Here is a 26,198-nt window from a genome sequence, read left to right as displayed (position 1 = left end):
TCAAACCTTGATTCGAGATAGCGCTCATGTTGAGATGACCGTCGAGATCGAGTCGGATTTCACCCATGGCGCCGAGATTTGCGACATCAAGATGATACCGCCGACAATCAGCATCCCGGCCGGTTGCGGGATCGGAACAATTTGCTGGACCAGCCATTCGCCCACCACCGCGACGGCAACGGCCCACGGGCTCAACCGTCGGCGACGCAGCGGGTCAACCGGTTTCCACATTCGCAGCAGGGCGAACAGCAGGGCGAAATGAGCCATCATCGCGGCCGCCGTCGGCACTCCCGAGGCCTGATAGAAAGTCGATGGGAGTGACGTCGCGTCAATCTCGCGACTCAATCCTTGGTCCAGCGGCACCATCAAGACATCGGCGAGCAAGTAAGCCACCACGCCGACACCGGCGCCAAGGAACGCGGCAACCAATCGACGCGGCAGGCCTTCTCCGTCACTGGACTCCCATGCCTTACCGAGCGAGAGCAACCCAGCGGCTCCCAGCCACACCACGCTTGCCATCCACACGAAGGGCGCGATCGTGATCGGCGACACCACCGAGTGCCGCAGCCCAACCACCGCTGAAATCACCAGCAACGTGGCCGCGACCACCAACGAAATCACAGCCGACAGCGCCCACTCCGCAGCCAACGAAAGCCGTGTTCGCTGGGCGAGCGATTCGCGGAGCAGCTTTCGTGTCTGCGATTTTGATAGCCGCATGGGTGCCGGCCGAGGGTGAACGGTCGCGGGCGGGGCAGCGTTGTAACTTGAATAGGTGCCGCTGTACTTCGCGTGGGAATATTCTCCGTACTGATTGGCCATGTTCTGCCTCGGTGCCGCATCCGCCCCAGCCAACTGCAACACAATGTGGCGGACGATGAAATAGGGAATATAAACAAACGCAAACAGCGAGAGCACCGGCAGCAACCAGTGCGTATTGATCAACAGGATGGCGGCAGCCGAAATCGCAATCACCAACTTGGCAACCGGAGAACACTCCAGGCTCCGCCACCACATTCGTGCGTCCGACACCGCCCTGCCGACAGCGCGTGCGATCGGTTCGTCAGTGGCCGGATGGCTCAACATCACACGCGGGAGAGCAGCGGGGCCTGACGCCGAATGGTTTGACCTGACCCCCTCGGGTTCGCCCGTGGGTGAATTTGACGTGGCTGCACCCGATGCGGCTGCACCCGATGCGGGTGAACTCGATGCGGGTGAACTCGAGGACCATGCGACGGGCGTGTGGAAGTCGTTTGCCCATGGCGTCAGCTCCATCATCGCTGCGATATCGCTGGGACGCGACGCTGGATCCTTTTGCAAACAAGCGGCGATGACATTGCGGAAATCAGCGGGGACGTTTGATAGATCGGGTCTATCGGTTAGGTGTTTGACAATGATCTCTTGCGGCGTCTCCCCGTCGAACGGCAGCGATCCAACGAGCATCTCGAACAGGATGATCCCGCACGCATAGACGTCGATCTCGCGGCCGTATTGACCGCGTCCAATTTCCGGAGCCATGTAGTGCAGCGTGCCGATGCTCTCGGTGTGACCACTGCGATGAGACATCGAAATGAACTTGCTCAATCCGTAGTCGCCCACCTTGATCAGCCCGTTATCGTCAAACAGGTTTCCCGGCTTGAGATCACGATGGACCAATCCGGCGGCATGCAGATGGGCGGTTCCCGCAGCCATCCCGCAAAACCAGCGGTGGACTTCATCCATCGCCAGGCCACTCGGCAACGCCGTCGCGCCGGAAGTTGTTGCCGTGCAGATCCGGCCGCTCGGGTCTGCGTCATCGAGTACCTCACGCAGGTTTTTGCCCGCGACGTATTCCATCACCACCCACGTTTGGTCATCTTGATCACGACAGATATCGTGCAGCGAAACCAGGTTGGGATGTTTGAGGTTGAGACAGTGAGAAACGCCTCGTAGCTCGACGGCCAAGTTTCGCTGGATCCGCTTCAGTGCGACCTCTTTACCGGCTTGGCTGAGGGCAAAGTAAACTTCACCGAAACCGCCCACACCGATGCCACGACGAATCGTGTACCGGCCGAGGACGGTATCGTTGGGAGAGTAAGTGAAGTTCATGACGGTAGGTTCCAGGGTAGCAAACATGGCGATTCATCGAGCTCAAAGAGTGTCGTCGTCGTCATTGTTGAAATCGATCGAAACCATCGTATTGGACTTCGACCCGCTCAGACCGTCGATATAGGCTGAAATGTTGTCGAGTAAATTCTCGTCCGATGGTTCGTCCAAATCGATTTCACCAAAGTACTCGACATCCACGTTCATGGTTTCTTCTTCGACGTCGATGCGTGTGGCGATCTCATCGAGAAGCTCACGTGAACGCGACAGAGCACTGTCGTCCAAGTTCAGTTCGCTGCTCGTCTGCGCGACCCGCAGGGCGCCCAATCGAGCCTGCAAATTCTCGACTTCGACCTCGAGTTGACGACGTGCGTCGAGCATCGCTTCCATCCGCTCACTCGCCGCTCGCAGTGAGGCATGTCGTGCCGACAGCATCTTCTGCAATTTTTCAGACGTTTGCTGACGGGTTTTGAAGCGTTTGAACCGGCTGCTCAGATCGGACTTCACCTGTACCGAGGTGTACGTTTTGCCACCATAGGTGTAGCTGGAGTTTTCGTCACGGAGGTCGCTGGTGAGTCGTTCGATTTCGTTTTGCGCCTTGACCAAGCCGGAGTCGGTTTGGCCGACTTGTCGCTCGAGCTTAACGACTTCGATCTTTTCTTTCGCGATTCGCCGCGCGTTATTTTGGATTTCCGGTTGCAGATCGGCGATCATTTGGCGGGCCCGTTTGAGTTCCCACTCCAGCGGAACGGCATCGCCAGCGGAATCGGTCACGTAGTTCCAGGCACAGCGAGCGTAGGAGCCGATCGGTGTGGCGATTGTCAGCCCCGACAGAAGAGCCAAGGTTGTCCCGGCCATAAAAATCTTGCGTAACATGATGGATTTCCCCAATTGAAAGTGATGTTTCGTCCCACCGGTCTGCCGCAACGGGCCGCTTTACCGCGACAGGGCGGCAAAACCATCCGAGTTGTCTCGGACAGATGTGGTCTCTGATAGGTTCTTCGTTACAGGCGGGGGAATCTTGGCAAACTGGCGCAAAAATCTTCAGAATTCCTCGACTCTTGCCAAAACCCGCCTCAATCAGCCTGGACTCGGAGGCACGTACAATCCGAAGAAAGGAGTAGTCGCATTCCGCGAGGCGGGCGGAACCATTTCGGATTGGCAATCAATTTGCCGAACTTTCTTCCGGTTCGCTGCATCTTAATAGTGTCCGCCCAACGCATTCATCAGGGAATTGATCATGTCACTCTCCTCGGAAGCTGAATTCGACGCCAACACACCCTGCTCAGGGACTGACTGCGACCGTGACACGATCGCATCCCTGGATTGGCACCTACTTTCGCAGCGATTCGTCCGCGACGTGATCGAGGCGGACTTTGGCGTGGAGATCGAACAGGACTTGGCGGACATGCAGTGCACCCTCAGTCGGTTCGCCACCAAATCCTCCTCGCGACGCGAAGGCCGCTGAAACGCGATTTTGTCTCCCCGTGACGACTAAAACTCGTTAGAATCGAGGATGTCTCAAAACGGTCGAATCTTTGTGACCGTGTATTCTGCGCCGCACGGGGAACTCAGATGATGTGGAAATGGACAGCGCTCGTACTGGGCCTACTCATGGCTGCCGAGAGCGGGACGCGACTGGTCGCTGCGGAGCGGGCCGATGGAGAGATCAACGCCGCCGCAACGCCCGCTCAGAAGCGGATGATCAAGATTTTGACCGGGCGCAGCGAACCGGCGAAACTCAAATTGATCTCGCTGTTTCTCACCCGGCGGGGCGAGCTCGATGCCAATCTCAGTGCGGTCATCGAGGCCACGGAGCAACTTCTCGACCAGCGTGCTGATGATCTACCCGACGACGAGAAGCCTCGCGGAACGGGCAACCGCACCGCCGTTTCCGAGACCCTCACGCAATTGCTCAAACTGCTCGGCAACAGCCCTCAAGAGGACGCACACGCGGTCGTCATCGAGGCTCTGAATCATCCCGACACCCATGTGGCCATGATCGCGATGGACACGATCGGTGAAATGCAATTCAACACCGCCGTTGACGATATTGTCTCGCAGATCAAGCGACCGGCATTCGAGGAACAGTATGCGTTTCGTTTCGCGTTGGTGCGGGCGCTCGCTCGACTGCATTGCCCCGAGAGCATCGAGTGGTTGCATCGGCTCGCCAAGCAGCTCGACGGTCAGCTTCGTCATGAAATTGAAGCACGGCTGGCAAACGTCGATCTGCGAGATTTTGATGGCGACCGCGAACGATACCAGACCTACCTCGAGGAGCTCGACGATGATGCCGAGATGGCAAAGCTTGGAATGCCTCCGAGATCGATCACGCCCGTCCAGCCAGCCTCGGCGGTCTCTCTCTCCGGGCCAGGAAAACTAAAATTACATGACGCTCCGTCGGAGTCGCAGGGAAAAGTTCGGCTGACCAAGGGCGAGTACTATGGCATTGAACTGAACGCCGGTCGGATGCTCTTCATCATCGACCGCTCGGGCAGCATGCGCGAGCCCGCCTACCATGAGACACGCCTGCAGAGTGCCAAGCGTGAGCTCATTCACGCCATCGATCAGCTTTCGCCCGACGCGGAATTTGCCATCATGCTGTTCGAAACAGAAGTCCAGTCGTGGCGTAACGAACTATTGGCCGCGACGCAGGAGAACAAACTCAGTGCGATCGATTTTGTGAAACACATCGAGTTAGGTGATCGCACCAACACGCACGGTGTCCTCAGCGAATCGCTCCGGTTCGACGATCAACTCGAAGCCGTATTCGTGCTCACCGACGGGCGCCCCACAGCCGGAGTCACGATCAGCCCCCAAACGATCATCGCTGACATCGTGGGACGGAATCGCATGCGGCATTTGAAATTCAACACCATCGGGATCGGAGTGAACCGCGTTACCGGCGACTTCCTCGAAACGCTCGCGAACGAAACGGGCGGCGAATACCGCCGCGTCGACTGACATGCAAGCGGCAATCGATCTCGTGAAAGATTCTGCGGACTTACCCGAATGATGCCGGTGATGCCGGCCAGATTCATCGTTGAGAGCATGAGTTGCCAGGCGGCCCCCTAATTGCGGCAGAGCTGTCGCAGCTTTTCTTGAGCTGCTCCGCTGTCGAGGGCGTCTGCGGCGATGCGAGCGGCGTGCAGCAAATCGTCCGTCTTTCGCACAAGCAAGAGTGCGGCGGCGCAGCCGGCGATGACGGTGTCGCGGGGTGGGCCGGGTTTGCCTGCGAATATGTCGCGGATGACTTGGGCGCTTTCGGCTGGGTCGGCGACGACGAGGGCGTCGGCCTTTGCTGCAGGGAGTCCGAAATCGGAGGCGGTCCAGGTGTGGCTGGTTTGCTCCGTCGAGCAGACTTCGACACACTGTGTGGTTCCGTCGAGCGATATTTCGTCTTGCCCATCCTCGGCACGCACGACAAAGCTGCGCTGGGTGTCGAGCTGGCTCAGTGCTGCGGCAATTTTGGTCTGTGACGCGGGGGAGACGGTCCCGAGAAGCTGATGCGTGGCGGCGGCGGGATTACACAGCGGTCCGAGCAGGTTAAACAGCGTGGGCACGCCGAGGCGGCGGCGAATGGCGACGACGTGACGCATCGCCGGGTGCAGTTTCGCGGCAAAGCAGAAACAGATGCCGATCTCGTTGAGGCTGCGGGCGACGTCGGTAGCATCCGATTCAATGGGCACACCGAGATGCTCGAGCACGTCTGCCGATCCCGAGCGACTGGTGGCGGCCCGGTTACCGTGCTTGGCCACCGCCACGCCGCACGCCGCGGCGAGGATGGCAACGGCGGTGGAAATATTGAAGGTTCCCGATCCGCTGCCGCCGGTACCACAGGTATCGAGCAGGATATCGTGGCCGTGCTCGATGCGTGTCATGTGGCCGCGCATCGCCGTGGCTGCTCCCACAAGTTCGCTCACCGACTCGCCTTTGTCTCGCAGGGCCAAGAGCAGTTCGCCCACGCTCGCCTCCGCCGCTTCGCCACGGAGCATCATGTCGATCAGATGCCCAGTCTGTTCCGACGTCAGATCGGTGCCGGAGCGGGCGAGGTCAATGGCTGCGGGGAAATCAAGCATGTCAGCGGGTGGTTGAGAGGTGGGGCGAGGAAATAAGGAGGTGGGAGAGTGCGGGCAAAGGGGCAGGCACGAAAAACTCTGTCTCTCCGTGTCTCCCGATCTTCCCCTCTCTCCTCTTCTCCGCTGGGGGTGGAGTTCTTAGACTGAAGGGTATGTCACGAAAAATCATACTCGACTGTGATCCTGGGATCGACGGCGCGGTCGCCATCACGATGGCTTTGTTCGATCCACGCTTGGACGTGCTGGCCGTCACGGCCACAGCGGGCACGGTGGACGCGGAGCAGGCCAATACGAATACAGCGGCGATCATTGCCAAGCTGGATCCGGCACGCTATCCGCGCATTGGCACGGCGGTACCGCCCCAGGATGCACCCGTTCTGGATGACTTGCATCTGAACGGCCCCGACGGTTTAGCGGGGTGTCATTTCCCCACGGCTACGCGTCAAAACGATCATCCCAGTGTAAAGGTAATGGCCGATGTGATTCGGCGATATCCCGGTGAGGTGACCATCGTGTGTTTGGGACCGTTGTCGAATCTCGCCCGCTTACTGCGGCGTGATCCGATGCTGATTCCATTGATTGACAAAGTCGTCATCAGTGGCGGCGCGGTCGCCCACAGCGGTAACGCGAACGCGGTTGCCGAGATGAACTTCTTTTTCGATCCCACCAGTGCTCGAGAGGTATTCGCGTCACTGACAACGAAGAGCTTAGTGCCATTGGACGTGACGGACTCGATCACGTTCGGGCTCGATCTGATTGAAAAGTTGCCTGGGGAAGGCACCCGGGCGGGGTGGCTGCTGCACAAAATTTTGCCGTACAAGTTTCGCGCCGGGCATCAAAAACTTGGTCGCGAAGTGATGCCGCTGCAGGACGCCGTGACCTTGACTTCGCTCGTTGAACCCGAGTTGTTTCAATGGGAAGAAATGGCGGGTGATGTCGAAGTGAGCGGCGAGTTGACACGTGGGATGACGTTGTTCGATCGCCGCATGCGTCCGGAATGGAAAACGAACATGGAGGTCGCACGTCGCGCCTCCGCGGCGGATGTCCGCGATGCGATCATTCGCGGCCTACGGTACGCAGGCCAAAAAACGTAGGGTTCTTTCGCCGCTGAACCTTCTCTTTAATCCCCGGTTTGTTTCCCTTGGGCGTGCTCGTGGCGTTGCAGGCCGGGTTGGGGTTTGACCATTTGCGGGGCATCTCGGTCGAGAGCGAACGATTCGATCGAGAGCAAGCGATCCTGCTGCGTGAGGATTTTCAACAAGCTTCACTATCGTCGACTCAAAATTCCCAGCCGTGAAAAAACTCTAAGCCAAGACCGAGTGCAGGTTCCAGTGAACTGATTCGGCGGGAACGTTGATGGCGGCGGCTTGGTCGTGAGCGCCGAATAGTCGCTGGGTCAGATTTTCGTCGGTCATTTTTCGCAGGCCGATATACGAAGTGGTGAGCCGGGGGTTGATTTCGATCACGGCGTCATGGTTGGCGTTCTCGCCGAGGACCAAATCGATGCCGACGAAGCCGGCCAGCTTTCCCGGGAGAGCTTGGAGCACGCGTGAGGTCAATGCATGAGCACGGAGTTGGAGTTCCTTTGAAAGCGGCCCGCTACCACCTTGGTAAACAAAGTGGCTGGTGGACACGCTGTCGAGCGATGTCGCGTGCGGCACCACCTCCAGGTGTTGCCAAACGGCGGGCAACATACTGGCCCGGGCGTCCCCGGAACTGGCGATCACGGAGACCGATGCGGAGCGGCCGGTCCAATACTGCTGAGTGATCTCGTGTGGCTTCATCGATGCGAGCGCCGGCTCGAGTTCATCATACCGGCGAATGCATACTGCGCCGCAACCGTCGCGTGGCTTGACGAGATACCCCGAGTTTGGGAAGCCGCTGAAGACGGGATCGAGTCGTCCGGCAGCCAGCGGCCTGGAACGCGTGTAATGACGATCCGCTAGCCCCGTGCTTCGCCGTTCGAGTGACCAGGTATCTGGATGGGCGATGTTGTTGAGATGCAGCCATTTCGCGGTCGCCCATTTGTCCGCTGCCAGACCGATCGCTACACCTGTCGGAGCGAGCACATGGATCCCCGCGGCGCGCAAAAGTGAGATGCCTTTGGTCAACAGGCCGTCCGTCTCTGGGATGATGACAATGGCCACATCACACTCACGGGCGGCAGCGATCCAGCCCACCCATGGCTCCATGCAGGGCTGCATCGGAACGGTTTCGACGTGGGCGGCGATCGACGAAGGTAAAGTGGGTGCCGGCAATGACAAGCGGGGATCGACGGGTGTTCGCACCCTCGCCCAACCGGCTAAGTCAGTGACGAGGGTCCGCCACATCGCCATTCCCTCGCGCAGAAGCGATTCGGGGATCGCGTCGACGGGTGTATCGAGCATGCCACCACCACAGAGATATTCAGCCACGAAAATTCGTGGTGATGTTGATGGCGTCGAGGTGTCGCTGTTGAGCATGGCATTTACTTTCGATGTCTTGACGACTGCCGCTACGGATTGATCAAATCAGCCGCTTGATCACATAACGACTTGGCCTTCTCGGATGTTTCTGCTTCCGCGATCATTCGCACAATGGGTTCCGTATTGCTACCACGGACAAGCAACCAGCAATCTGTCCATTGTAGGCGTAGTCCATCGCTAGTGTCAGCGTGAGCGTCCTGAAATCGATTTTGTAATCGTTCAAAAATGGCCGGTAATTGGCTCACCGTGATCTCGGCTTTGTCCTTGTAAATGGCCAGTTTAGGCAGCTCGTCGGCGAGTTGACTGAGCGGTTTACCGGTCCGCTGCATCAAATCGAGCACCTGGGCCATGCCGACAAAGCTATCGCGAACATATCCCACGGTGGGGTCGATGGGCCCACCGTTGCCCTCGCCACCATAGGCTGCCGAGTGAGCGATCATTTTGTCGACCACATTGGCTTCGCCAACGGCGCTGCGAATGGTTTCCACACCATATTCTTTCGCGACGAGTCCACTCATGGAACTGGTCGCTCCGTTGATCACGATCGGGCCATCGGTCCGACCGACCATCATGGCCCGCCGGACGCACAGTGCCAGGGTGGCTTCTTCGCCGATATAGCGGCCATTTTCATCGATCAACGCCAAGCGATCCGCATCGGGGTCTTGGCAGAACCCGATCACGCTCCCGCTGCCGGCAACCCGCGATGCGATCCCGGCGAGATTCTCGGCCGTCGGCTCAGCCACATGAGCAAAAACCCCAGTGGGCTGCTGGCCAATGGCTTCGATTTCGCATCCGAGTGATTCAAGTAACCGCACTCCGAGCAGGCCACCCGCACCGTGGTTGCTGTCCAAAAGCACTTTGAATTTCGCGTTACGAACTTCATCGACCTCGATTGTCGCGAGTACTTTCTCGAGATGAGCGGCGTGAGGATCGGGCTCGGTTTGTGTCGATCCGATCGCGTCGTAGCGACACCACGCGGCAGTACCGGCAAGGTAACCATCACGAATTCGGCCTCCCGACACGGCGTCGAGCACGCGTCCATCGCTGCCGAAAAGCTTGATCCCGTTGTAGGGCGACGGATTATGACTGGCGGAAATTTGCACGCCACCGGCCGCCGATTTCTCACGGACGAGTACACCGATCGTGGGGGTCGCGGCCACATCGGCATCGATCACATCGCGGCCGCACGCGTTGAGCGCCGCGATGATGGCAGCTTTCAACATCGGACCCGTCGTACGGCCATCGCGTCCGATCACGATCGGGCCGGCGGGAATCGAAGCAGCGAAACTGGCGATGTATCGGCAGGCTACGTCGGGGGTCAGGGTTTCGCCGACAATGCCGCGCAAACCACTCACACTGATAATCAGTTCGCTCATGAAAGTATTCTTGGTGAAAAGTTGACAGGAATCCACATGCAAATGAATCGGCATACCCTAGTGAATGATCCGGTTGGGCGACATCCGTCGGGTGACGTGATGTGGGCGCCCAGGGGTGTTCCGGTCTACTAAAACACTCTGGTTTGTGAGACAATCCGGCGGATCATTCGCGGCCCCATCTCCTGACTCTGGTAGCTTGACACTCATGCTGACTTGTATTCGCGGCAGCCGATTGATCGATCCCGAGCGGTCGATTGGTGGGTTGGAACGCGGCCCAGGGGATGAGCAGGAATTATGGATGCGAGATGGCTTGATCATCGACGCTCCACGGGAATCGGTCGCGCCCGACATCGAAATCGATGCCAGCGGATGCGTGACGATGGCGGGCGGTATCGACTTGCACACTCACATCGGGGGCGGAAAGGTCTCGCTGGCCCGGATGCTATTGCGGGATCAAATGCCACCCTGGCGGACGTCGCAACCCGTCGCAGCGACCCGGCCGGCGGAGTCGCACTTTCTGCCGTCGGCCAGCATGACGGCGTCGCGGTATCTCGACATGGGCTATACAACCTGTCTCGAGCCCGCTGTGATTCCCTGCAACGCACGCTCGGCCCACGCGGAAATGGCGGATGTGCAGGGCATCGATACCGGCGGCTACTGCCTACTCGGTAACGATGACGTCCTGTTGCAAATGATCGCGGAAAAGTCGCCGCAGGAAGTGATCAATGCCTATGTGGCTTGGATGGTGATGGCGACCCGTTGCATCGCCGTGAAAATCGTCAATCCTGGCGGCATCAACGCTTTCAAGTTCAATCAGCGATCGTTCGATGTCGACACCCCGCACCCGGACAACGGCGTCACGCCCGGGCAGATCATCCGGACGCTGTGCCGGGCCGTGCACGAGATCGGCTTGGCGCATCCGCTGCATGTGCACTGCAGCAACCTGGGTGTGCCTGGCAATATCGCCTCCACGCTGGCGACGATTGCTGCGGCCGATGGATATCCGATTCATCTGACGCACGCGCAGTTTCATTGTTACGGAACCGAAGGCCCCTATCACTTCTCGTCGGCGGCATCGAAGTTGGTAGAGGCGATGGGCAAGCATCCCAATGTGACGATCGATGTCGGGCAGATTCAGTTTGGGCAAACCGTCACCATCAGCGCCGATTCCATGCATCAGCATGTCAACGCGGCCCATGCGAAGCCACGCAAATCCGTATTGGTGGATGTGGAGTGCGAAGCGGGATGCGGAGTGGTTCCGTTCCGCTATCGGCGCCGGGAGTTCGTGCATTCGTTGCAGTGGGCGATCGGCCTGGAATTGTTCTTGATGATTGATGATCCATCGCGGGTCTTCTTGACCACCGACCATCCCAACGGTGGTCCGTTCACGGCATATCCCCACTTGCTCGGTCTGCTGGCTGATCGTTCGCTGCGAGAAACAGCGCTTGCTGAAATTCATACCGAGGCGGCAGGGGCGAGTTCGCTGGCGGGAATTTCGCGTGAGTACTCGCTCACCGACATCGCCACGATGACGCGTTCGGCACCAGCGCGGATTCTGGGATTGACCGATCGCGGTACGCTCGCGACGGGTCGCGTCGCCGATGTGGTGGTTTATCGACAGCAGGACAGCATTGAAAAGATGTTCGCGGTCCCCCGATTTGTCTTTAAGTCAGGGCGATTGATTCGTCGTGATGGCGAGGTCGTGCACCCCAACGACACGGTGCTGGACCGCACACTGGCCGCTGATCTGACTGAGACGGGCTGCCCGATCGATCGACAGCAACTCGCTGATTTTCGGGAGCGGTATGCCCGAAACGGCACCTTCGCACTGGATCGATTGTGGATCGATGATGGCGAGATGGAGGAGGTGCTCGGCAGCCGGTTGCTCAGCACGGGGTTGCGATCGGACATCCCACCGGCCAATTCAGGAGCAGCATCGTGAGCAGCGAAGACAACACGATGGCGTTGGATGCGAGCGATTGGGTTCGCAATTCACCGCTGAGGATCGGGGGCGTGCCGATTCATGCGACGTTTGCCGAAGCGTTCGACATGAAAATGACGCGGTTGATCATCACGGCGGCTGATCGGCAGTGGTGCGATGCCGCCGCAACAGCGATGGTGGGATTCGGCACAAGTGTGATCGCGTGTGGTGTCGAGATCGCAGTCGAACGCCTGCTGTCACCTGCTGAAACGCCTGACGGGCGGCCGGGGGTCGCGGTTTTGGCGTTCGCGGTTTCAGGCAAGGAACTCGAAAAACAAATTCCGCGTCGCGCCGGGCAGTGCGTTCTAACCTGCCCAACCACGGCGCTTTATGCAGGTTTGGTCGGTGATCGCAGCGTGTACCCCAATCGTGTGCCGTTAGGCAAAACACTCCGCTACTTTGGCGATGGACATCAAATCAGCAAACAAATCCGGCGCACCGGAGAGAGCAGCGACGCGCCCGCTCGCGAAGAAGCGGTCCGGTATTGGCGGATTCCGGTAATGGATGGTGAATTCGTTTGCCAGCACGATTGTGGACGTACCGAAGCGATTGGCGGTGGCAATTTCATTCTGCTCGGCCGGTCGATCGAGGCAGTGAGCGTTGCCTGCCGCGCCGCGATCGCGGCGATCGCACCTCTGCCTGGGGTGATCACGCCCTTTCCGGGCGGTGCAACCCGCAGTGGTTCCAAGGTCGGATCGAAGTACGCAGCTCTGTTTGCGTCGACGAACGAAGCCTTTTGTCCGTCACTTCGCGAACTGACGAAAACGGAACTGCCCGCCGAGACAACGGCCGTGCTCGAGGTTGTCCTGGACGGCATGAGCTTCGACGAGATCGCCGCTGCGATGGCGATGGGGATGAAGGCCGCCTGTGAATCGGTGGGCAGCGATGGATTGGTGGGCGTTACGGCGGGCAACTATGGCGGCAAACTCGGTCGCCATCACTTTCGCTTGCATGATGTTCTGGCGGAGGCAAGGTCATGAAGTCGATCACGCTTCGCTTGCGAGCCGACGACGCAGCATCGATCGATGCTGCGAGCCTGCGACTCGATCAGCTCATCGAGCAGTCCGCCGACCAGATCGCTCGCCAGTCGATTCTGGTTTCATCGACGCGCGTGGAGCTAGGAGAAATATTTAAAATTGATTGCCGGGGAACCCCCGCTGCCCCCCCGACATTGACTCTGCAAGGAAATTGCAGCGGCGTCCATCGAATCGGTCATCAACACCGCGTCGGTCAAATCATCGTGGAGGGCGACATTGGCGACTACTGCGGTGCATGCATGAGCGGCGGCACGATCACGATTGGCGGAAACGCCGGCGGGTATCTCGGTGCGTCGACCGGGTCACGCGGGGTGGGGATGAATGGTGGTCGGATTGTGGTTTCGGGAAACGTGGGCGATTTTGCCGGAAATCGAATGCGGCGCGGCGAGGTCTGGATCGCGGGGAATGCCGGGCCAGGGCTGGCGTCGTGGCAGGTTGCCGGCACCATCGGGGTCGGCGGCGTGGTCGCTGAACATGTCGGTTATGGCATGCGGCGCGGGACGTTGATCCTCGCGACCCCGATATCGCTACCGCCCATTCGCTTTACTTCCCCAGTTGAGCTCGAGACGCCATTTCGTGCTTTGGTGTTGAATCGTCCCGAGATCCAGTCCATCTGGCCACCGGCGAGTGCTGCGATCGAGATCTCCACGTGGTCGACCAGTCGTGGCGACCGCAGCATCGGTGGTATCGGCGAGGTTTGGTATCCCTTGTCGCCCGACTCTCCGTGCTGATCGCCTTCGTCGCGTGCGGATCATCAGCCCCGAAACTCCAATAATATTTCCATCCAGATTGATCTTGGTGAGGAATTGGCAAATCACTAGACTGCAGCCGTGATACCCAACTCTCGAAAGGATTTCGAATGTCGTCGCTAGCAGGAAGCCATGTTTTGATTACCGGTGGTACCGGTTCGTTCGGGAAAAAATGCGTGGAGACGCTGCTGCGAGAACATCGCCCCAAGCGTTTGGTGGTGTTCAGCCGGGATGAGCAAAAACACGTGGACATGGCGCGAAACCATTTCCCCGCTTCCGAGTTTCCCGAGGTCCGATATTTTGTCGGCGATGTTCGCAATAAGAACCGCCTTCAGCGTGCACTCCGTGGAATCGATTATGTGATTCACGCCGCGGCGATGAAACACGTCGATATCGCCGAATACAATCCGCAGGAGTGCATCAGCACGAACATCGGCGGTGCCGAAAACCTCATCGACGCCTGTATTGACACCGGCGTGAAGAAGCTGGTCGCGTTGTCGACCGATAAAGCGGCCGCTCCGGTTAACCTATACGGCGCCACCAAACTATGCAGCGATAAACTGTTTGCCGCGGCGAACTCACTCTCAGGCGTCGACGGGACTCGTTTTTGTGCCGTTCGTTACGGAAACGTGCTCGGCTCCAATGGATCGGTGGTGCCATTCTTCGAAAACAAACGCAGCGAAGGTGTCTTGCCGATTACCAGCCCCGACATGACGCGGTTTGTGATCACGCTTGAAGAAGGGGTTGAATTCGTTCTGAAAGCGTTCGAGCGGATGGAAGGCGGAGAGATTTTCGTGCCGAAGATCCCAAGTGTGTCGATCATGGACATCGCCCAAGCGGTCGCGCCGGAATGCAAAACGAAGGTCATCGGTGTTCGTCCGGGCGAGAAGATGCACGAGTGCATGATTCCTGCTGACGAAGCCCGGATGACACTGGAGTTTGACGATCATTACATCGTCCAACCTTCTGCTCGTCCGTGGTCCAAAGAGGAACCGAGCTATGTTGCCTCCGGGAAACAGTGTGCAGACGGGTTCTGTTACGCCAGCGACAACAACCCACACTGGCTGAGCGTGGAGGAACTGCGTGACACGATTGCGAAACATTGCGGTCCCGTTCAACCCCATCGCGTACGAATTGCCGCCTAACGGGCTGTAGATTAAATGAGCCGAGTCGCGTAAGCGGCCGGGTGGCTCGCGTTACCCGATGCCTGACTGCATTCGGCTCACCATTGCCGGTCGAACTTCGACGACACCAACAACCGCTTAGCGGACTGTAGATTAAATGAGCCGAGTCGCGTAAGCGGCCGGGTGGCACGTGTTACCCGATGCCAGACGGCATTCGGCTCACCATTGCCGGTCAAACTTCGATGACACCAACAACCGCCTAGCGGGCTGTAGATTAAATGAGCCGAGTCGCGTAAGCGGCCGGGTGGCACGTGTTACCCGATGCCAGACGGCATTCGGCTCACCATTGCCGGTCGAACTTCGACGACACCAACAACCGCCTAGCGGGCTGTAGATTAAATGAGCCGAGTCGCGTAAGCGGCCGGGTGGCACGTGTTACCCGATGCCTGACTGCATTCGGCTCACCATTGCCGGTCGAACTTCGACGACACCAACAACCGCTTAGCGGACTGTAGATTAAATGAGCCGAGTCGCGTAAGCGGCCGGGTGGCACGTGTTACCCGATACCTGACTGCATTCGGCTCACCATTGCCGGTCGAACTTCGACGACACCAACAACCGCTTAGCGGGGTCTCTGAACGAGACAACACCAAGAATGTCTTATTGGCCAAGGAGGGCCATTCAAGTGATTCCATACGGTCGTCAATCAATTGACGAGGCGGATATTGAAGCGGTCGCAGCGACTCTACGTTCAGACTGGTTGACGCAGGGCCCGGCAATCGATGCATTCGAAGAGTCTCTCGCTCAGCAGTGCCAATCGCGATACGCCGTCGCATGCAATTCCGGGACCGCTGCTCTGCACATGGCTTATGCCGCTGCCGGCGTCGGTCCAGGAACCGTCGTGATCGTCCCCACCAACACGTTCCTCGCCACCGCCAACGCCGCGATTTATCTCGGTGCGGAAGTTCGCTTTTGCGATGTGGATGCCGAAACGGGTCTGATGACGAGCGCGACGCTCGCCGCTGCGCTCCGCACGGATGTTCGCCAGCAGGTTCGTGCCGTTGCTCCGGTGCATTTTGCCGGTCAAGCCTGCGACATGGCGGCGATTGGCGAAACCGTCCAACGATTGTGCCCACGCGCGGCAGTGATCGAAGACGCCAGCCACGCGATTGGCGGAGTCCACCGCAATGGTTCCCCTATCGGATCGTTGGGATATGCGTCGATGGTGACATTCAGTTTCCATCCCGTTAAACATATCGCTGCGGGCGAAGGCGGCGCCGTCATGACCGATTGCCCCGACCTACAAAAACGCCTGAGCAGCTTTCGCTGCCATGGGATGACGAAACAGATCACCCAGCTGCGCCGCCCCACCGAAGGGCCGTGGTATTATGAGATGCACGCACCTGGATTCAACTATCGAATTCCGGAAATGTCGTGCGCCTTGGCTTGCTCGCAACTGAAGAAACTCGATCGGTTTGTAGCCCGGCGTCGGGAGATCGCGGATCGATACCTGCACGAACTCGCTGACATTTCCGGAGTGAGCTTGCCGCAGGCGAGCACACTCTCAACATCGGCCTGGCATCTATTCTGCTTGCATGTTGATTTTCAATCGCTAGGACGCAGTCGCGTCGACGTGATGGAGAGTCTCTGTGACAGCGGTGTTGGCACGCAGGTTCATTACTACCCTGTATCGATGCAGCCCTTTTATGCCGATCGCTATGGTCACACCGCACCCCAATTTCCGGGTGCAGTGAAACACTACGATCGAGCACTGAGCATCCCGATCTTTCCAGCGATGACAGATGCGGAGGTGACTCAGGTCATCACGTCGGTTCAACAGACGTTTGCCTCATCGGTAACGTCACGATCCATTGCCGCGTAAGAATGCGTTTGGGAATTTGAATCACGCAGCGCCGCTCTCGTCATCAGACGGTCGACGGATCTGCCAACAACGCGACCAACCCGGCCACGCTCTGGCTGACGGAGCGATACACGGACAATTGATCGAAGCGGTCATGGGTGGATGCCCTGCCGCCAACCAGGTAGGGCGACGTTCCATTTTTCGGATCTAAAGTAAAACCCATGAAAACAGTTGTCATTATCCAAGCTCGGGTAGGCTCGACCCGGTTACCACGTAAGGTGCTCCTTCGTCTCGGCAATCAAACCGTACTGAGCAGAATCGTCGAGCGAATGCGGCGTTGCACGCGAGTCGACGAAGTGGTCGTCGCCACAACCAACGAAGACGCCGATGATGCGATCGTCGATGAATGTCGACGTTGCAAGGTACGGGTGATTCGCGGCAGCGAGCACGATGTGCTCGCCCGCTATCATCATGCGGCCCTTGTTTCTCGTGCTACCGAAATCATTCGAATCACAGCCGATTGTCCGTTAATCGACCCCAAATTGGTGGACCATCTCGTCGAGCGGTACCAGGCACGGTTAAACAGTGACTGCCCCGTCGACTACATTTCGAACACGCAGCACCGGACCTATCCGCATGGGCTCGACATCGAGATGTTCAGCATGCGCGTGTTGCAGATCGCTTATCAAGAGGCGACCCAAAGATACGAACGCGAGCATGTGACGCCCTATTTCTATCAGCACCCCGAGCGTTTCGTGCTCGAGAATGTTGCCCAGTCAGTCGATCAATCTGCCATGCGTTGGACGCTCGACGAGCCCACCGATTTTGTGTTTTTCCAAGCCGTGTTCCGCCACATCGGCAGGGACGAGCTCGTCACGACCGATCAGGTGCTGGAGTTGCTCACGCGGCGACCGGAACTCAGTCGCATCAATGCCACCGTGAAGCAAAAAGCGTTGAAAGCCGCATGAGTTTGCCGAGCCTGAAAATCGCCACGACCTCGATCGGACCGGATCAACCTCCCTTTGTGATCGCCGAGATGTCGGGCAATCACAATCAGTCGCTCGACCGAGCTCTTGCAATTGTAGACGCTGCCGCGGATGCGGGCGCGCACGCGATCAAACTGCAAACCTACACTGCCGACACGATGACGCTGGACGTCGATCGAGATGAGTTCAAGATCCTGGACCCGGAGAGTCTGTGGTTTGGACGCCGACTGCACGAACTCTACCAGGAAGCCGCTACCCCCTGGGATTGGCACGAGGCGATCTTTGCCCATGCCAGGTCTCGTGGGATCATCGCATTCAGTTCGCCGTTTGATGAAACGGCCGTTGATTTCCTTGAAACTCTCGACACACCCGCGTACAAGATCGCATCGTTTGAGCTCACGGATCTGCCCTTGATCGCCAAAGCGGCGTCAACGGGCAAGCCACTGATCATGTCGACCGGCATGGCGACGCTCGCTGAAATTCACCAAGCGGTGGAGTGTGCTGGCGAGCATGGTTGCGGCGAATTGGTGCTCCTGAAGTGCACGAGCAATTATCCCGCGACTCCGGAGTCGACGAACCTGCGAACGATCCCGCATCTGCGAGACAGTTTTGGTCTGCAGGTCGGACTATCGGATCACACCGGTGGGATCGGTGCGGCCGTTGCCGCGGTCGCATTGGGTGCGACGGTGATCGAGAAACACTTCACGCTCCGCCGCGCCGATGGTGGCGTCGATTCCGCATTCTCGCTAGAACCGGACGAGCTGAAAAGTTTGGTCGTTGAAACCGAGCGGGCTTGGCAGGCCCTCGGTGAAATTCGATACGGCAGCGCCGGGCCGCAACAGAAATCACTGGTATTCCGCCGCTCCATTTTCATCAGCGAAGATGTGGCGGAAGGCGAAACGGTCGGCCCTCATTGCCTTCGTATCGTCCGTCCTGGCCATGGGTTGACGCCCAAAGAATGGCCACGTGTCTGCGGCCGCACCGCCAAACGAAAACTCACCCGAGGCGAGCCGACGACGTGGGAGATGTTTGTGTAGTGATCAGTCGTCAAGTTGCACCATTTCGACGGGCATCATGATGTCTTCGCTGCGGACGATGTGGAGGTTGCTACACCGGTTGAGATAGAACTGTCGCGGTTGTTCCCGACACAGGCACAGGCCCAGGAATCGTTCCGAAGTGGAAAAGCGAATCGGGCTGACCGTGCGGCGAGTCCGTTTGCCTTTGCTGTCGGCGTAGTCCAGCTCGATTGCCCATTGGTCGGAGTCGAGCATCGCGATTCGTAGCATCTGCTGAGGCGTCAGCGGTTTTCGCTGGCGTGGCTGAACGAGAGCGACCGGTGCGGACGAAGTGACGGGGTCGAGGGTGAGTGTGGTCATGGGTTGGTATTATTCAAAAGGATGGAAACGTGGCAAGCTTCCGAACTGGAACATCCATAGCATCGCCGCACGGGGTGACACGTTTGGTCACGGTGCTGTCCATTCTTTCTTTTTTGGTACGGAGTGCCCGCGTGCAACACCAGCGATCCCGACATGCCGACGACTCGCCCGTCATCCGGATGGCAATTGCCAGCGTGTTGATGATTGCCAGCGTGTTGATGATATGCGGAGCGAATTCCCTGGCCGCACAATCAGTGCCTCCCGCCGTTTTTGCCCCGCCAACGGCCGGGGTATCGATGACGCCCGACCAAACTCGCCAGTCGGTACAGTGGCTGGCGGACCAATTGATGCAGCACGTTCCCCACCGAATCGACGGCGACGACGATTGGGGCGACACCAAAAAAGTCTGGGCAGGGGTAAAAGTCCGCCGCGAGGGCTGGGAACTCAAAACGCATCGACGTTGGCGTGAACTGCGGCACGGTCGCTGGATTCGCTATGAAATCGAACTCCCCGGGCAACTCGACGAGGCGTCTCAGATCGCCGAGGCAGAAATCTCACCCATTTCACTTGCGAGTACCGAGCCGCCCGACGGCGATGTTGCGGCGTTGCTGCAGCCCTATGAAGCGTCCGACATTGTCCGAATTCATAGCGTGACGCCGGTTTCGTCCGACGACGGTTTGCAGAGTTGGCGTGCCGACGCGACGGTCTCGACGCCAGCCCACTTCTCGATCCGTGTCGAGCGTTGGAATTTGGGTGCGAAGTGGTACAGCATCGAGATTTCCGGCAAGATGAACCTGGCCATGCGGACGACACTGACGATGGGGATGGCGGCGGACTTTAGCGAAGTGCCACCCGCGATGCACTTGGATGTGGCCATCGAGCAGGCTTCACTCGTGGTGAGCGGATTCGAAGTTGAACGGATCAGCAAACTCGGCGGCGACGCCGCCGAAGAAATTGGCGACCTAGCAGAACACACGATTGGTAAGGTCTGGATTCGCAAGGAAAACGCCCGCTTGGTCGACCGACTCAACAAAGCCATCGCGGAGAATCAAGACTCTCTCCGGTGGTCGATGGCTGATTGGCTTGCTCAACTGGCACCATGAACTTTCTTTGCCATGCACTCCCCACCATGATGCGGTCTTCCCCATCGGATGCACCCGCGCGAGCGATTTGTACCGGGATGCCCGATTTTCTATCGGTGATCGATCGCCGCGTTCGGGCTCGCGGGCGTGCGGCGGAGCCTTTTTTGGATTCGTCGGATATCATCCTGCGAAACGTCGCCCAGGGAATCGTCACCCATATCGCAGACGACCACTGGTTCCACGGCGGCGAGACCTTCGCTCGGATGAATCTCGAGTTCGCCGTACAGTTGCGGGACCGTCTCCCGGGCGACGCAGGATTTCGGCCCTCGTTCGTCGGTCACATCCTGATCGAAATGCTGCTCGATGCGAACTATGTGATTGCACAGCGTCCGTGGGTCGATCGCTACTACGGATTGTTCGATGAGGCGCCCCTGGAGGAAATCGAGGCGCGTGTCAATAAAATCACGGGCAAGCCGAGTGACCGGATTGCGGAGACGTTGCGGCGATTCGCCCAAACCCGGTTCCTGTACGACTATGCCGACGATACGTCTCTGTTGATGCGTCTCAATCAGGTCATGGCCCGGGTCGGTTTGGAACCACTGCCCGAGGCGGTGAAGCGGTGGCTGCCGGAGGCGAGAGCGGAAGTGCTGCAGAATCACGACCGGCTGCTCAGCGACCCGAACGGGGCAGCGGCGTATCCGGCTCTGTAATATCCTGCGATTCGTGAGATGGGACCCATTGTCCCGTCCCAGACCGGTCCGCTCGCTCGGGACAATGGTCCCAAGCTACGACAGTGGCCTGCTTGTTCGAGCTAGGGTAAGCTACACCGTGACGCTACCAACGTCCTGTTTCCCCCCCTCCTGAGCAAGGTTGAAAAGAATTCGATGAAGTATGGCATGAATCTGTTGTTGTGGTCGGGCGAAGTCACCGAGAAAATGCTGCCTGTGTGTGAGCAACTCAAAGCGGCCGGCTACGACGGGGTCGAGCTGCCGATGTTCAATCTCGATCTCGATTATGCCGCGCTGGGTAAACAGCTCGACTCGCTGGGGCTCAAACGCACCGCGGTGACCATCCGGAATGAAGAGGACAATCCGATTTCGTCGGACCCCGCGATTCGCAAGCTTGGCGTGGAACTAAACAAGCGGACCCTCGACTGTGCCGCAGCCGCAGGGGTCGAGACGCTTGTGGGACCTTACCACTCTGCGATCGGCGTGTTCAGTGGCAACGGACCGACCGAGGATGAATGGAAGTGGGGAGTCGAAAGCATGCGGGCAACGGCCGAACACGCAGGCTCGGTGGGTGTGCGACTGGGCGTCGAAGCCCTCAACCGCTTTGAGTGCTACTTCCTCAACACACACGCCGATTCCACTCGATTCGCGCGAGAAGTCGACCATCCAGCCTGCGGCATGATGTATGACACCTTCCACAGCAACATCGAGGAAAAGAGCGTTACCGACGCGATCCATGCCGGCGGCGACAAACTATTCCATGTCCACATCAGCGAAAATGATCGCAGCACACCCGGTACCGGCGGGATCAATTGGCAAGAGAATTTTGATGCGATCGCCAGCAGCGGTTATGACGGATGGATGGTGATCGAAGCCTTCGGCTTGGCGTTGCCCGAAATTGCGGCAGCGACCAAGATTTGGCGGCGGATGTTCACCGACGAAATGACCCTTGCGACAGAAGGATTGGCGTTCATGAAGTCGCAAGTCGCCCAACGCCAGGGTTAGAACGACTGACGCGGGCTTCATGAGCCGACCGCACCTTTCTGGCCCGCGAGAGGAGCGTGATTAATGCTCCAGGTGTGCCATGACCAAAGCGATATCAGCGGGTGTGATCCCGCTGATCCGCTTGGCTTGGCCCAAGTTGAGCGGGCGGACTTTGGTGAGTTTCTCGCGTGCTTCGGTACGCAATGACCCGATACCGCCATAATCAAACGACACCGGAATTCGTTTCTCGCTCATCCGTAGTTGCTTGTCGACATCCATCTGTTGTCGCTCGAGGTAGCCAGCGTACTTGATATCGATGCAACACTGCTCGGCTGCCTCCGGGGCGATTCGATTGAGTTCGGGAACCCATTCGCACATCATCGGCCATGTCACTTCGGGGCGACGCAAGTATGCGTCGGCGGGTGTTTTCTCGATGCGAGCGGCCGCGAGTAGCTGGCGGCAGACACGGATTTGTTCGAGTTTTTCCGCCAAACGCTGGCGTCGTTGCCCGTCGATGAGACCGAGTTCGTCGGCTTGGGCGGTCAGACGTCGATCGGCGTTGTCTTGACGTAGCAGCAACCGATACTCCGCCCGGCTGGTGAACATCCGGTAGGGTTCGTCGGTTCCCATCGTCACGAGATCGTCGACGAGCACACCGAGGTATGCGTCCTGTCGGGAAGGTACCCATGTCGATTGCCCCGCGACAATCCGGGCGGCGTTGAGTCCCGCGATCAAGCCTTGACCGGCCGCCTCTTCGTAACCGGTCGTGCCGTTGATTTGCCCCGCCAGAAACAAACCCGCGACGCGTTTGGACTCCAGGTGTGGCCACAGCTGAGTCGGTGGACAATAGTCGTATTCCACGGCGTAGCCGTAACGCATGATCGAAGCTTTTTCGAGCCCGGGGATCAAGCGAAACATCGCGTCCTGGACGTCGCGTGGCAGGCTGGTGGAGATTCCGTTGACATAGATCTCCTGGGTTTGGCGGCCTTCCGGTTCGAGGAACAATTGGTGGCTGGATTTGTCAGCGAAGCGGACCACCTTGTCTTCGATCGAGGGGCAGTAACGCGGCCCGCGAGAATCGATCTGGCCACTGTACATCGGCGCCCGCGATAGATTCTGCCGAATCAGCTCATGCACGGCGTCGTTGGTGTGGGCGATGTGGCAGGGCATCTGCTCGGTCGCCACGGTATCGTTGAGATAGCTGAAGGGCTGCGGATCATCGTCGCCGGGTTGGATTTCGACTTGGGTAAAGTCGATCGTGCGGGCGTTCAGACGGGGCGGGGTGCCCGTTTTGAAACGATCCAGTTCGAAGTTCAGCCGCCGTAACGCGCCGCTGATGCCCGCGGTCGTGCCTTCACCCGCCCGCCCGCCCGCACTCTGGGCTTCGCCGGTATGCATGATCGCCTGCAGGAAGGTGCCCGTGGTCAAAATCACGGTTTTTGCGACGTAGATTGCGTCGCCCCGCACCTTCACCCCGATAATCCGTTCGGTCGCGATGCCGTCGCCATCAGCGTCCGTGACCGGCTCGGTGAGCAGATCTTCCACCGTTTCTTGGCGCAGGTCGAGGTTGGGCTGCGATTCGATCTGCCACTTGATGTGATTTTGGTATGCCTTCTTGTCCGCCTGCGCCCGCGGGCTGTGCATGGCCGGGCCTTTGCGGCGGTTGAGCATGCGAAACTGGATCGCGGTGGCGTCGATGGCCACTCCCATCAATCCGCCCAACGCGTCGACTTCACGCACAATCTGCCCCTTGGCCACGCCTCCGATCGCAGGATTGCAGGACATTTGCCCCACGGTATCGATGTTCGTGGTCAGCAAAGCCGTGTGCGCGCCCAACCGAGCGGCTGCCGCAGCAGCTTCAGTGCCCGCATGGCCGGCGCCAATGACGACGACGTCATAGTCGTAACGATTCTGAAAATGGTCGCGATTCAAAAGTTGAAGTCCGCAGGGAGGAAATGACGATAAGGCAAGACAAGGTGTATTTTCGAGCAACGCATCGAATGACCGTTATTCTCTGATTTTGACCAAACCATGCGATTTGAACAGCACCGAAGTTCAGGAACTGCAAATCAATTGCTGCAAAAAGCCACCGCCGTGCTCGTCCCGGTACTGCTGGCGGTCTGCGTAGCTGCCCCACAGCGTGCCCAAGGGCAAGCTGTCACCGGCGTGGTGCTGAAGTCGGGATCGTTCCTGATTCCGTTCAACATTGGCGCCGATGGGGCACCGCCGCGAGAAGTTCACCTCTACATGGCCTCGGCCTCCGATGATGCGGCGTCCGCCGAACGCTCCGCTGAGAACGCATCCCCTACTGAGGAACGAGCGGAAAATAAGTGGCCGAACGCTCCGCGGTCGGAGCATTCGACCACCATTTCAGACAATCATTCTCCGCTCGCTCCTAAGAACTGGCGGTTGCTCGATCGCCAGTCGCCAGGGGCAGGCCAGTTCCAGGTTTCCGAGACCCCGGACGGTACGTTCTGGTTCGCGATTCGCACGATCGATTCGGGCGGACAACCCCATCCCGCGGGGCCGATCGAGCCAGAACTCAAGGTAATTGTCGATACCACCAACCCGATCGTTGAATTGACAGCCGATGCGGATGCCGACGGGAAGATGACGGCCACTTTTTCGGTAAATGACGCCACCGAGCCCTCCAAAATGACGGCGTACTACGTCACCGACACCTACCAAAAGTGGCGGTCGATTCAGGTGGAGCGGACCGACGACGGAGGGAAATTCGAGTTTGAACCCTCCGAACCATGGCGGCAATTGTCACTGCGATTGCGCGTCATTGATGGTGCGGGCAACGAAACCATCGTCGTCAAAGATCGTATCCAAAAACCTCGCGTCGCGACCACTGCATCGACGCGATTTGCCTCCGGTCCACTCGGTTTTGGGAACGCATTCGGTTTCGGCAATGCGGCCAGTGAGCCTCACACGTTTCCCAATTTCACGCAGCCAGGGGGCCCACCGGCGTCCACCCTGGCAGGCAACTCCCCTGTTCTACCGCCGCCTTCGACTGCAGACCAGATCAGCAACGACTTCGGCCGTGCGGCACCGACAATCGAAAATTTGGCGGCTGGCACCGAGACGAAAGCAGCAGCCCCCGAATCGCTCGCCGCTCCATTGGGCAGACCTGAAACGCCAATGCAAGCCATGCGACCGCTCGAGGCACCTGCCAATGCGCCCACAGAGCCACCGCAGCTTTCCCAGCCGCAACAAGCTGGCCCGCCTGCGGAAACCACCATCAATCCCTCAGCGGGAAATGCCCTGGAACAAAACTCGGCGGCTGCGAATCCACAGACTCCGTTTTTTACAGAGAGCGTTCCCGCACCCACGGGCGAACGACCGGCCCCGACGCAGCTCAACCAACCCGCGATGCCCGAGGTTACGCTTGATCCCCCGAACGACGACGAAGTTTCGTCGCCGTGGACAGCCATCGATCCCAACCGCTCACGCAATCCGAGCCGCCAGTTCAGCACCGAGCCAAGCCTGCGCCCAGTCGAACCCGGGTCGCTGCCGGCAGCCGACAACCAGCCAACGGTGTCGCGTCAGGCGCGCCGCGAACCGGTCGCCGCCGACAATCCGCTCGACTTGGAACGTTTATCGCAGCGCGCCGTCGTGCGCTATAGCCTCAGCCGTCAGTTCAGTTTGGAATACGAGATCGAAGCCATCGGGGGCCGTGGCGTCGATGAGATTGAGCTCTATGGAACCACCGACGGCGGCCAAGTCTGGAAGAAGTGGGGCAATGACCCCGACAAACAGAGCCCCTTTGATATCGAAACCAACGGCGAGGGCATCTTCGGCTTTCAAATCGTCGTCGTTGCCACCAACGGTCTATCGAGCCCACGTCCGCTACCAGGAGATGCACCGGATATTGTCGTCGTCGTGGACGAAACCGTTCCCGAAGTCGGCATTTCAGGTGCCAAGTACGGTACCGGGGACCGGGCCGGTTCGCTGGTGATCACCTACCACTGCGAAGACGAATACCTGGTCTCTCGCCCGATCACGCTGTCGTTCAGCGACTCCGTCAGTGGGCCCTGGACGACCATTGCGGCTGGCCTTCGCAATACAGGCGATTATGTATGGCCCGCTGACCCGCAATTACCCCGTCAAATCTATTTGCGGATCGATGTTCTCGATCAAGCGGACAACGTGGGTGGCTACGTCCTGGAAGAACCAATCGATACCCAAGGGCTGGCCCCCCGCGCCCGAATTCGCGCCTTTCGCTCAATCCCAGGCCGGTAAACGATCGCGAATGAATCCCCCAAGAGCTACGTTCGCCAGAACG

At 58.9% G+C, this 26,198-nt stretch carries 23 protein-coding genes; 14 read left to right on the top strand and 9 right to left on the bottom strand.

Translation table 11 applies throughout. From position 1 onward, the window contains the following. Nucleotides 1-24: 24 nt before the first annotated feature. Together SH410x_RS22425 and SH410x_RS22420 are read right to left on the bottom strand one after the other, a co-directional pair. Nucleotides 25-2,112: a serine/threonine-protein kinase gene (locus tag SH410x_RS22425; RefSeq protein ID WP_473670912.1), complete on the bottom strand. Its 2,088-nt coding sequence runs from the start codon at nucleotides 2,110-2,112 to the stop codon at nucleotides 25-27. A gap of 15 nt (nucleotides 2,113-2,127) precedes the next feature. Beyond that, a complete protein-coding gene (locus SH410x_RS22420; protein ID WP_473670910.1) occupies nucleotides 2,128-2,958 on the bottom strand; it encodes a hypothetical protein in 831 nt (276 codons plus the stop codon). Nucleotides 2,959-3,322: 364 nt separating this feature from the next. Here SH410x_RS22420 and SH410x_RS22415 point away from each other — a divergent pair, with 364 nt between their 5' ends. Further along, entirely contained in the window at nucleotides 3,323-3,550 is a 228-nt protein-coding gene (locus tag SH410x_RS22415) for a hypothetical protein (protein ID WP_473670908.1), read from the top strand. 110 nt (nucleotides 3,551-3,660) lie between these two features. Continuing rightward, on the top strand, nucleotides 3,661-5,046 hold the full coding sequence (locus tag SH410x_RS22410) for a VWA domain-containing protein (protein ID WP_473670906.1): 1,386 nt from the start codon (nucleotides 3,661-3,663) through the stop codon (nucleotides 5,044-5,046). 107 nt (nucleotides 5,047-5,153) lie between these two features. Here SH410x_RS22410 and trpD read toward each other — a convergent pair whose 3' ends face one another. Next, nucleotides 5,154-6,161: an anthranilate phosphoribosyltransferase gene (trpD, locus tag SH410x_RS22405; protein WP_473670904.1), complete on the bottom strand. Its 1,008-nt coding sequence runs from the start codon at nucleotides 6,159-6,161 to the stop codon at nucleotides 5,154-5,156. 152 nt (nucleotides 6,162-6,313) lie between these two features. Between trpD and SH410x_RS22400 the strand changes: the two genes are divergently transcribed. Continuing rightward, nucleotides 6,314-7,255 carry a nucleoside hydrolase gene (locus tag SH410x_RS22400; RefSeq protein WP_473670902.1) on the top strand — a complete coding sequence of 314 codons (942 nt, stop codon included), beginning with the start codon at nucleotides 6,314-6,316 and terminating at the stop codon, nucleotides 7,253-7,255. A gap of 26 nt (nucleotides 7,256-7,281) precedes the next feature. Here SH410x_RS22400 and SH410x_RS22395 read toward each other — a convergent pair whose 3' ends face one another. Genes SH410x_RS22395 through glmM form a run of 3 tightly spaced genes read right to left on the bottom strand, consistent with a single transcriptional unit; the run spans nucleotide 7,282 to nucleotide 10,002 of the window. After that, complete coding sequence (locus SH410x_RS22395; protein WP_473670900.1) at nucleotides 7,282-7,422, bottom strand: hypothetical protein; 141 nt, start codon at nucleotides 7,420-7,422, stop codon at nucleotides 7,282-7,284. A 43-nt stretch (nucleotides 7,423-7,465) separates the two neighbouring features. After that, complete coding sequence (locus tag SH410x_RS22390; protein ID WP_473670898.1) at nucleotides 7,466-8,623, bottom strand: ATP-grasp domain-containing protein; 1,158 nt, start codon at nucleotides 8,621-8,623, stop codon at nucleotides 7,466-7,468. Between the two features lie 32 nt (nucleotides 8,624-8,655). Further along, nucleotides 8,656-10,002 carry a phosphoglucosamine mutase gene (gene glmM, locus SH410x_RS22385; protein WP_473670896.1) on the bottom strand — a complete coding sequence of 449 codons (1,347 nt, stop codon included), beginning with the start codon at nucleotides 10,000-10,002 and terminating at the stop codon, nucleotides 8,656-8,658. 205 nt (nucleotides 10,003-10,207) lie between these two features. Between glmM and SH410x_RS22380 the strand changes: the two genes are divergently transcribed. The 5 genes from SH410x_RS22380 to pseC all read left to right on the top strand — a co-directional run bounded on the left by SH410x_RS22380 (nucleotide 10,208) and on the right by pseC (nucleotide 16,775). Further along, nucleotides 10,208-11,944: a formylmethanofuran dehydrogenase subunit A gene (locus SH410x_RS22380; protein ID WP_473670894.1), complete on the top strand. Its 1,737-nt coding sequence runs from the start codon at nucleotides 10,208-10,210 to the stop codon at nucleotides 11,942-11,944. A gap of 17 nt (nucleotides 11,945-11,961) precedes the next feature. Next, nucleotides 11,962-12,963 carry a formylmethanofuran--tetrahydromethanopterin N-formyltransferase gene (gene fhcD / locus SH410x_RS22375; protein ID WP_473677372.1) on the top strand — a complete coding sequence of 334 codons (1,002 nt, stop codon included), beginning with the start codon at nucleotides 11,962-11,964 and terminating at the stop codon, nucleotides 12,961-12,963. Next, on the top strand, nucleotides 12,960-13,751 hold the full coding sequence (locus SH410x_RS22370; RefSeq protein ID WP_473670892.1) for a formylmethanofuran dehydrogenase subunit C: 792 nt from the start codon (nucleotides 12,960-12,962) through the stop codon (nucleotides 13,749-13,751). Before fhcD ends, SH410x_RS22370 begins: the two co-directional genes overlap by 4 nt. A 128-nt stretch (nucleotides 13,752-13,879) precedes the next feature. Next, on the top strand, nucleotides 13,880-14,914 hold the full coding sequence (gene pseB, locus SH410x_RS22365) for a UDP-N-acetylglucosamine 4,6-dehydratase (inverting) (protein WP_473670890.1): 1,035 nt from the start codon (nucleotides 13,880-13,882) through the stop codon (nucleotides 14,912-14,914). A gap of 664 nt (nucleotides 14,915-15,578) precedes the next feature. After that, entirely contained in the window at nucleotides 15,579-16,775 is a 1,197-nt protein-coding gene (gene pseC / locus SH410x_RS22360; protein WP_473670888.1) for a UDP-4-amino-4,6-dideoxy-N-acetyl-beta-L-altrosamine transaminase, read from the top strand. 43 nt (nucleotides 16,776-16,818) lie between these two features. On the opposite strand, the gene SH410x_RS22355 is transcribed toward pseC, so the two are convergent. Next, a complete protein-coding gene (locus SH410x_RS22355; RefSeq protein WP_473670886.1) occupies nucleotides 16,819-16,977 on the bottom strand; it encodes a hypothetical protein in 159 nt (52 codons plus the stop codon). Between SH410x_RS22355 and SH410x_RS22350 the strand changes: the two genes are divergently transcribed. Continuing rightward, entirely contained in the window at nucleotides 16,976-17,722 is a 747-nt protein-coding gene (locus SH410x_RS22350) for a cytidylyltransferase domain-containing protein (protein ID WP_473670884.1), read from the top strand. The genes SH410x_RS22355 and SH410x_RS22350 overlap by 2 nt on opposite strands. Continuing rightward, nucleotides 17,719-18,777 (top strand): pseudaminic acid synthase, encoded by a 1,059-nt coding sequence (pseI, locus tag SH410x_RS22345; RefSeq protein WP_473670882.1) that lies wholly within the window; start codon nucleotides 17,719-17,721, stop codon nucleotides 18,775-18,777. Before SH410x_RS22350 ends, pseI begins: the two co-directional genes overlap by 4 nt. Nucleotides 18,778-18,780: 3 nt before the next feature. On the opposite strand, the gene SH410x_RS22340 is transcribed toward pseI, so the two are convergent. Then, entirely contained in the window at nucleotides 18,781-19,116 is a 336-nt protein-coding gene (locus SH410x_RS22340) for a hypothetical protein (protein ID WP_473670880.1), read from the bottom strand. Nucleotides 19,117-19,334: 218 nt separating this feature from the next. On the opposite strand from SH410x_RS22340, the gene SH410x_RS22335 reads away from it, so the two are divergent. The 3 genes from SH410x_RS22335 to SH410x_RS22325 all read left to right on the top strand — a co-directional run bounded on the left by SH410x_RS22335 (nucleotide 19,335) and on the right by SH410x_RS22325 (nucleotide 21,931). After that, nucleotides 19,335-20,219: a hypothetical protein gene (locus SH410x_RS22335; protein WP_473677371.1), complete on the top strand. Its 885-nt coding sequence runs from the start codon at nucleotides 19,335-19,337 to the stop codon at nucleotides 20,217-20,219. Further along, on the top strand, nucleotides 20,216-20,908 hold the full coding sequence (locus SH410x_RS22330; protein ID WP_473670879.1) for a hypothetical protein: 693 nt from the start codon (nucleotides 20,216-20,218) through the stop codon (nucleotides 20,906-20,908). The genes SH410x_RS22335 and SH410x_RS22330 overlap by 4 nt, the downstream gene beginning before the upstream one ends. 174 nt (nucleotides 20,909-21,082) lie before the next feature. Next, complete coding sequence (locus SH410x_RS22325; RefSeq protein ID WP_473670877.1) at nucleotides 21,083-21,931, top strand: sugar phosphate isomerase/epimerase family protein; 849 nt, start codon at nucleotides 21,083-21,085, stop codon at nucleotides 21,929-21,931. Between the two features lie 60 nt (nucleotides 21,932-21,991). Here SH410x_RS22325 and mnmG read toward each other — a convergent pair whose 3' ends face one another. Beyond that, nucleotides 21,992-23,842, bottom strand: coding sequence for a tRNA uridine-5-carboxymethylaminomethyl(34) synthesis enzyme MnmG (gene mnmG, locus SH410x_RS22320; RefSeq protein WP_473670875.1), 1,851 nt, complete (start codon nucleotides 23,840-23,842; stop codon nucleotides 21,992-21,994). Nucleotides 23,843-23,941: 99 nt separating this feature from the next. On the opposite strand from mnmG, the gene SH410x_RS22315 reads away from it, so the two are divergent. Next, nucleotides 23,942-26,155, top strand: a complete 2,214-nt coding sequence (locus tag SH410x_RS22315; protein ID WP_473670873.1) for a hypothetical protein — start codon at nucleotides 23,942-23,944, stop codon at nucleotides 26,153-26,155. Nucleotides 26,156-26,198 lie beyond the last annotated feature (43 nt).

The organism is Rhodopirellula sp. SH410 (assembly GCF_055811895.1).
The sequence above is the reverse complement of the archived record's forward strand: the minus strand, read 5'-3'. Positions and strand labels throughout refer to the sequence as shown.

What these genes read in the sequence shown, in the direction of transcription:
- SH410x_RS22370 (WP_473670892.1), top strand. Translation starts at nt 12,960, where the DNA reads ATGAAGTCGATCACGCTTCGCTTGCGAGCCGACGACGCAGCATCGATC.
- fhcD (WP_473677372.1), top strand. Translation starts at nt 11,962, where the DNA reads ATGGCGTTGGATGCGAGCGATTGGGTTCGCAATTCACCGCTGAGGATC.
- SH410x_RS22325 (WP_473670877.1), top strand. Translation starts at nt 21,083, where the DNA reads ATGAAGTATGGCATGAATCTGTTGTTGTGGTCGGGCGAAGTCACCGAG.
- pseI (WP_473670882.1), top strand. Translation starts at nt 17,719, where the DNA reads ATGAGTTTGCCGAGCCTGAAAATCGCCACGACCTCGATCGGACCGGAT.
- glmM (WP_473670896.1), bottom strand. Translation starts at nt 10,002, where the DNA reads ATGAGCGAACTGATTATCAGTGTGAGTGGTTTGCGCGGCATTGTCGGC.
- SH410x_RS22340 (WP_473670880.1), bottom strand. Translation starts at nt 19,116, where the DNA reads ATGACCACACTCACCCTCGACCCCGTCACTTCGTCCGCACCGGTCGCT.
- SH410x_RS22390 (WP_473670898.1), bottom strand. Translation starts at nt 8,623, where the DNA reads ATGCTCAACAGCGACACCTCGACGCCATCAACATCACCACGAATTTTC.
- SH410x_RS22415 (WP_473670908.1), top strand. Translation starts at nt 3,323, where the DNA reads ATGTCACTCTCCTCGGAAGCTGAATTCGACGCCAACACACCCTGCTCA.
- SH410x_RS22350 (WP_473670884.1), top strand. Translation starts at nt 16,976, where the DNA reads ATGAAAACAGTTGTCATTATCCAAGCTCGGGTAGGCTCGACCCGGTTA.
- SH410x_RS22400 (WP_473670902.1), top strand. Translation starts at nt 6,314, where the DNA reads ATGTCACGAAAAATCATACTCGACTGTGATCCTGGGATCGACGGCGCG.
- SH410x_RS22335 (WP_473677371.1), top strand. Translation starts at nt 19,335, where the DNA reads ATGATATGCGGAGCGAATTCCCTGGCCGCACAATCAGTGCCTCCCGCC.
- SH410x_RS22425 (WP_473670912.1), bottom strand. Translation starts at nt 2,112, where the DNA reads ATGTTTGCTACCCTGGAACCTACCGTCATGAACTTCACTTACTCTCCC.
- SH410x_RS22315 (WP_473670873.1), top strand. Translation starts at nt 23,942, where the DNA reads ATGCGATTTGAACAGCACCGAAGTTCAGGAACTGCAAATCAATTGCTG.
- pseB (WP_473670890.1), top strand. Translation starts at nt 13,880, where the DNA reads ATGTCGTCGCTAGCAGGAAGCCATGTTTTGATTACCGGTGGTACCGGT.
- trpD (WP_473670904.1), bottom strand. Translation starts at nt 6,161, where the DNA reads ATGCTTGATTTCCCCGCAGCCATTGACCTCGCCCGCTCCGGCACCGAT.
- SH410x_RS22330 (WP_473670879.1), top strand. Translation starts at nt 20,216, where the DNA reads ATGAACTTTCTTTGCCATGCACTCCCCACCATGATGCGGTCTTCCCCA.
- SH410x_RS22420 (WP_473670910.1), bottom strand. Translation starts at nt 2,958, where the DNA reads ATGTTACGCAAGATTTTTATGGCCGGGACAACCTTGGCTCTTCTGTCG.
- SH410x_RS22410 (WP_473670906.1), top strand. Translation starts at nt 3,661, where the DNA reads ATGTGGAAATGGACAGCGCTCGTACTGGGCCTACTCATGGCTGCCGAG.
- SH410x_RS22380 (WP_473670894.1), top strand. Translation starts at nt 10,208, where the DNA reads ATGCTGACTTGTATTCGCGGCAGCCGATTGATCGATCCCGAGCGGTCG.
- SH410x_RS22355 (WP_473670886.1), bottom strand. Translation starts at nt 16,977, where the DNA reads ATGGGTTTTACTTTAGATCCGAAAAATGGAACGTCGCCCTACCTGGTT.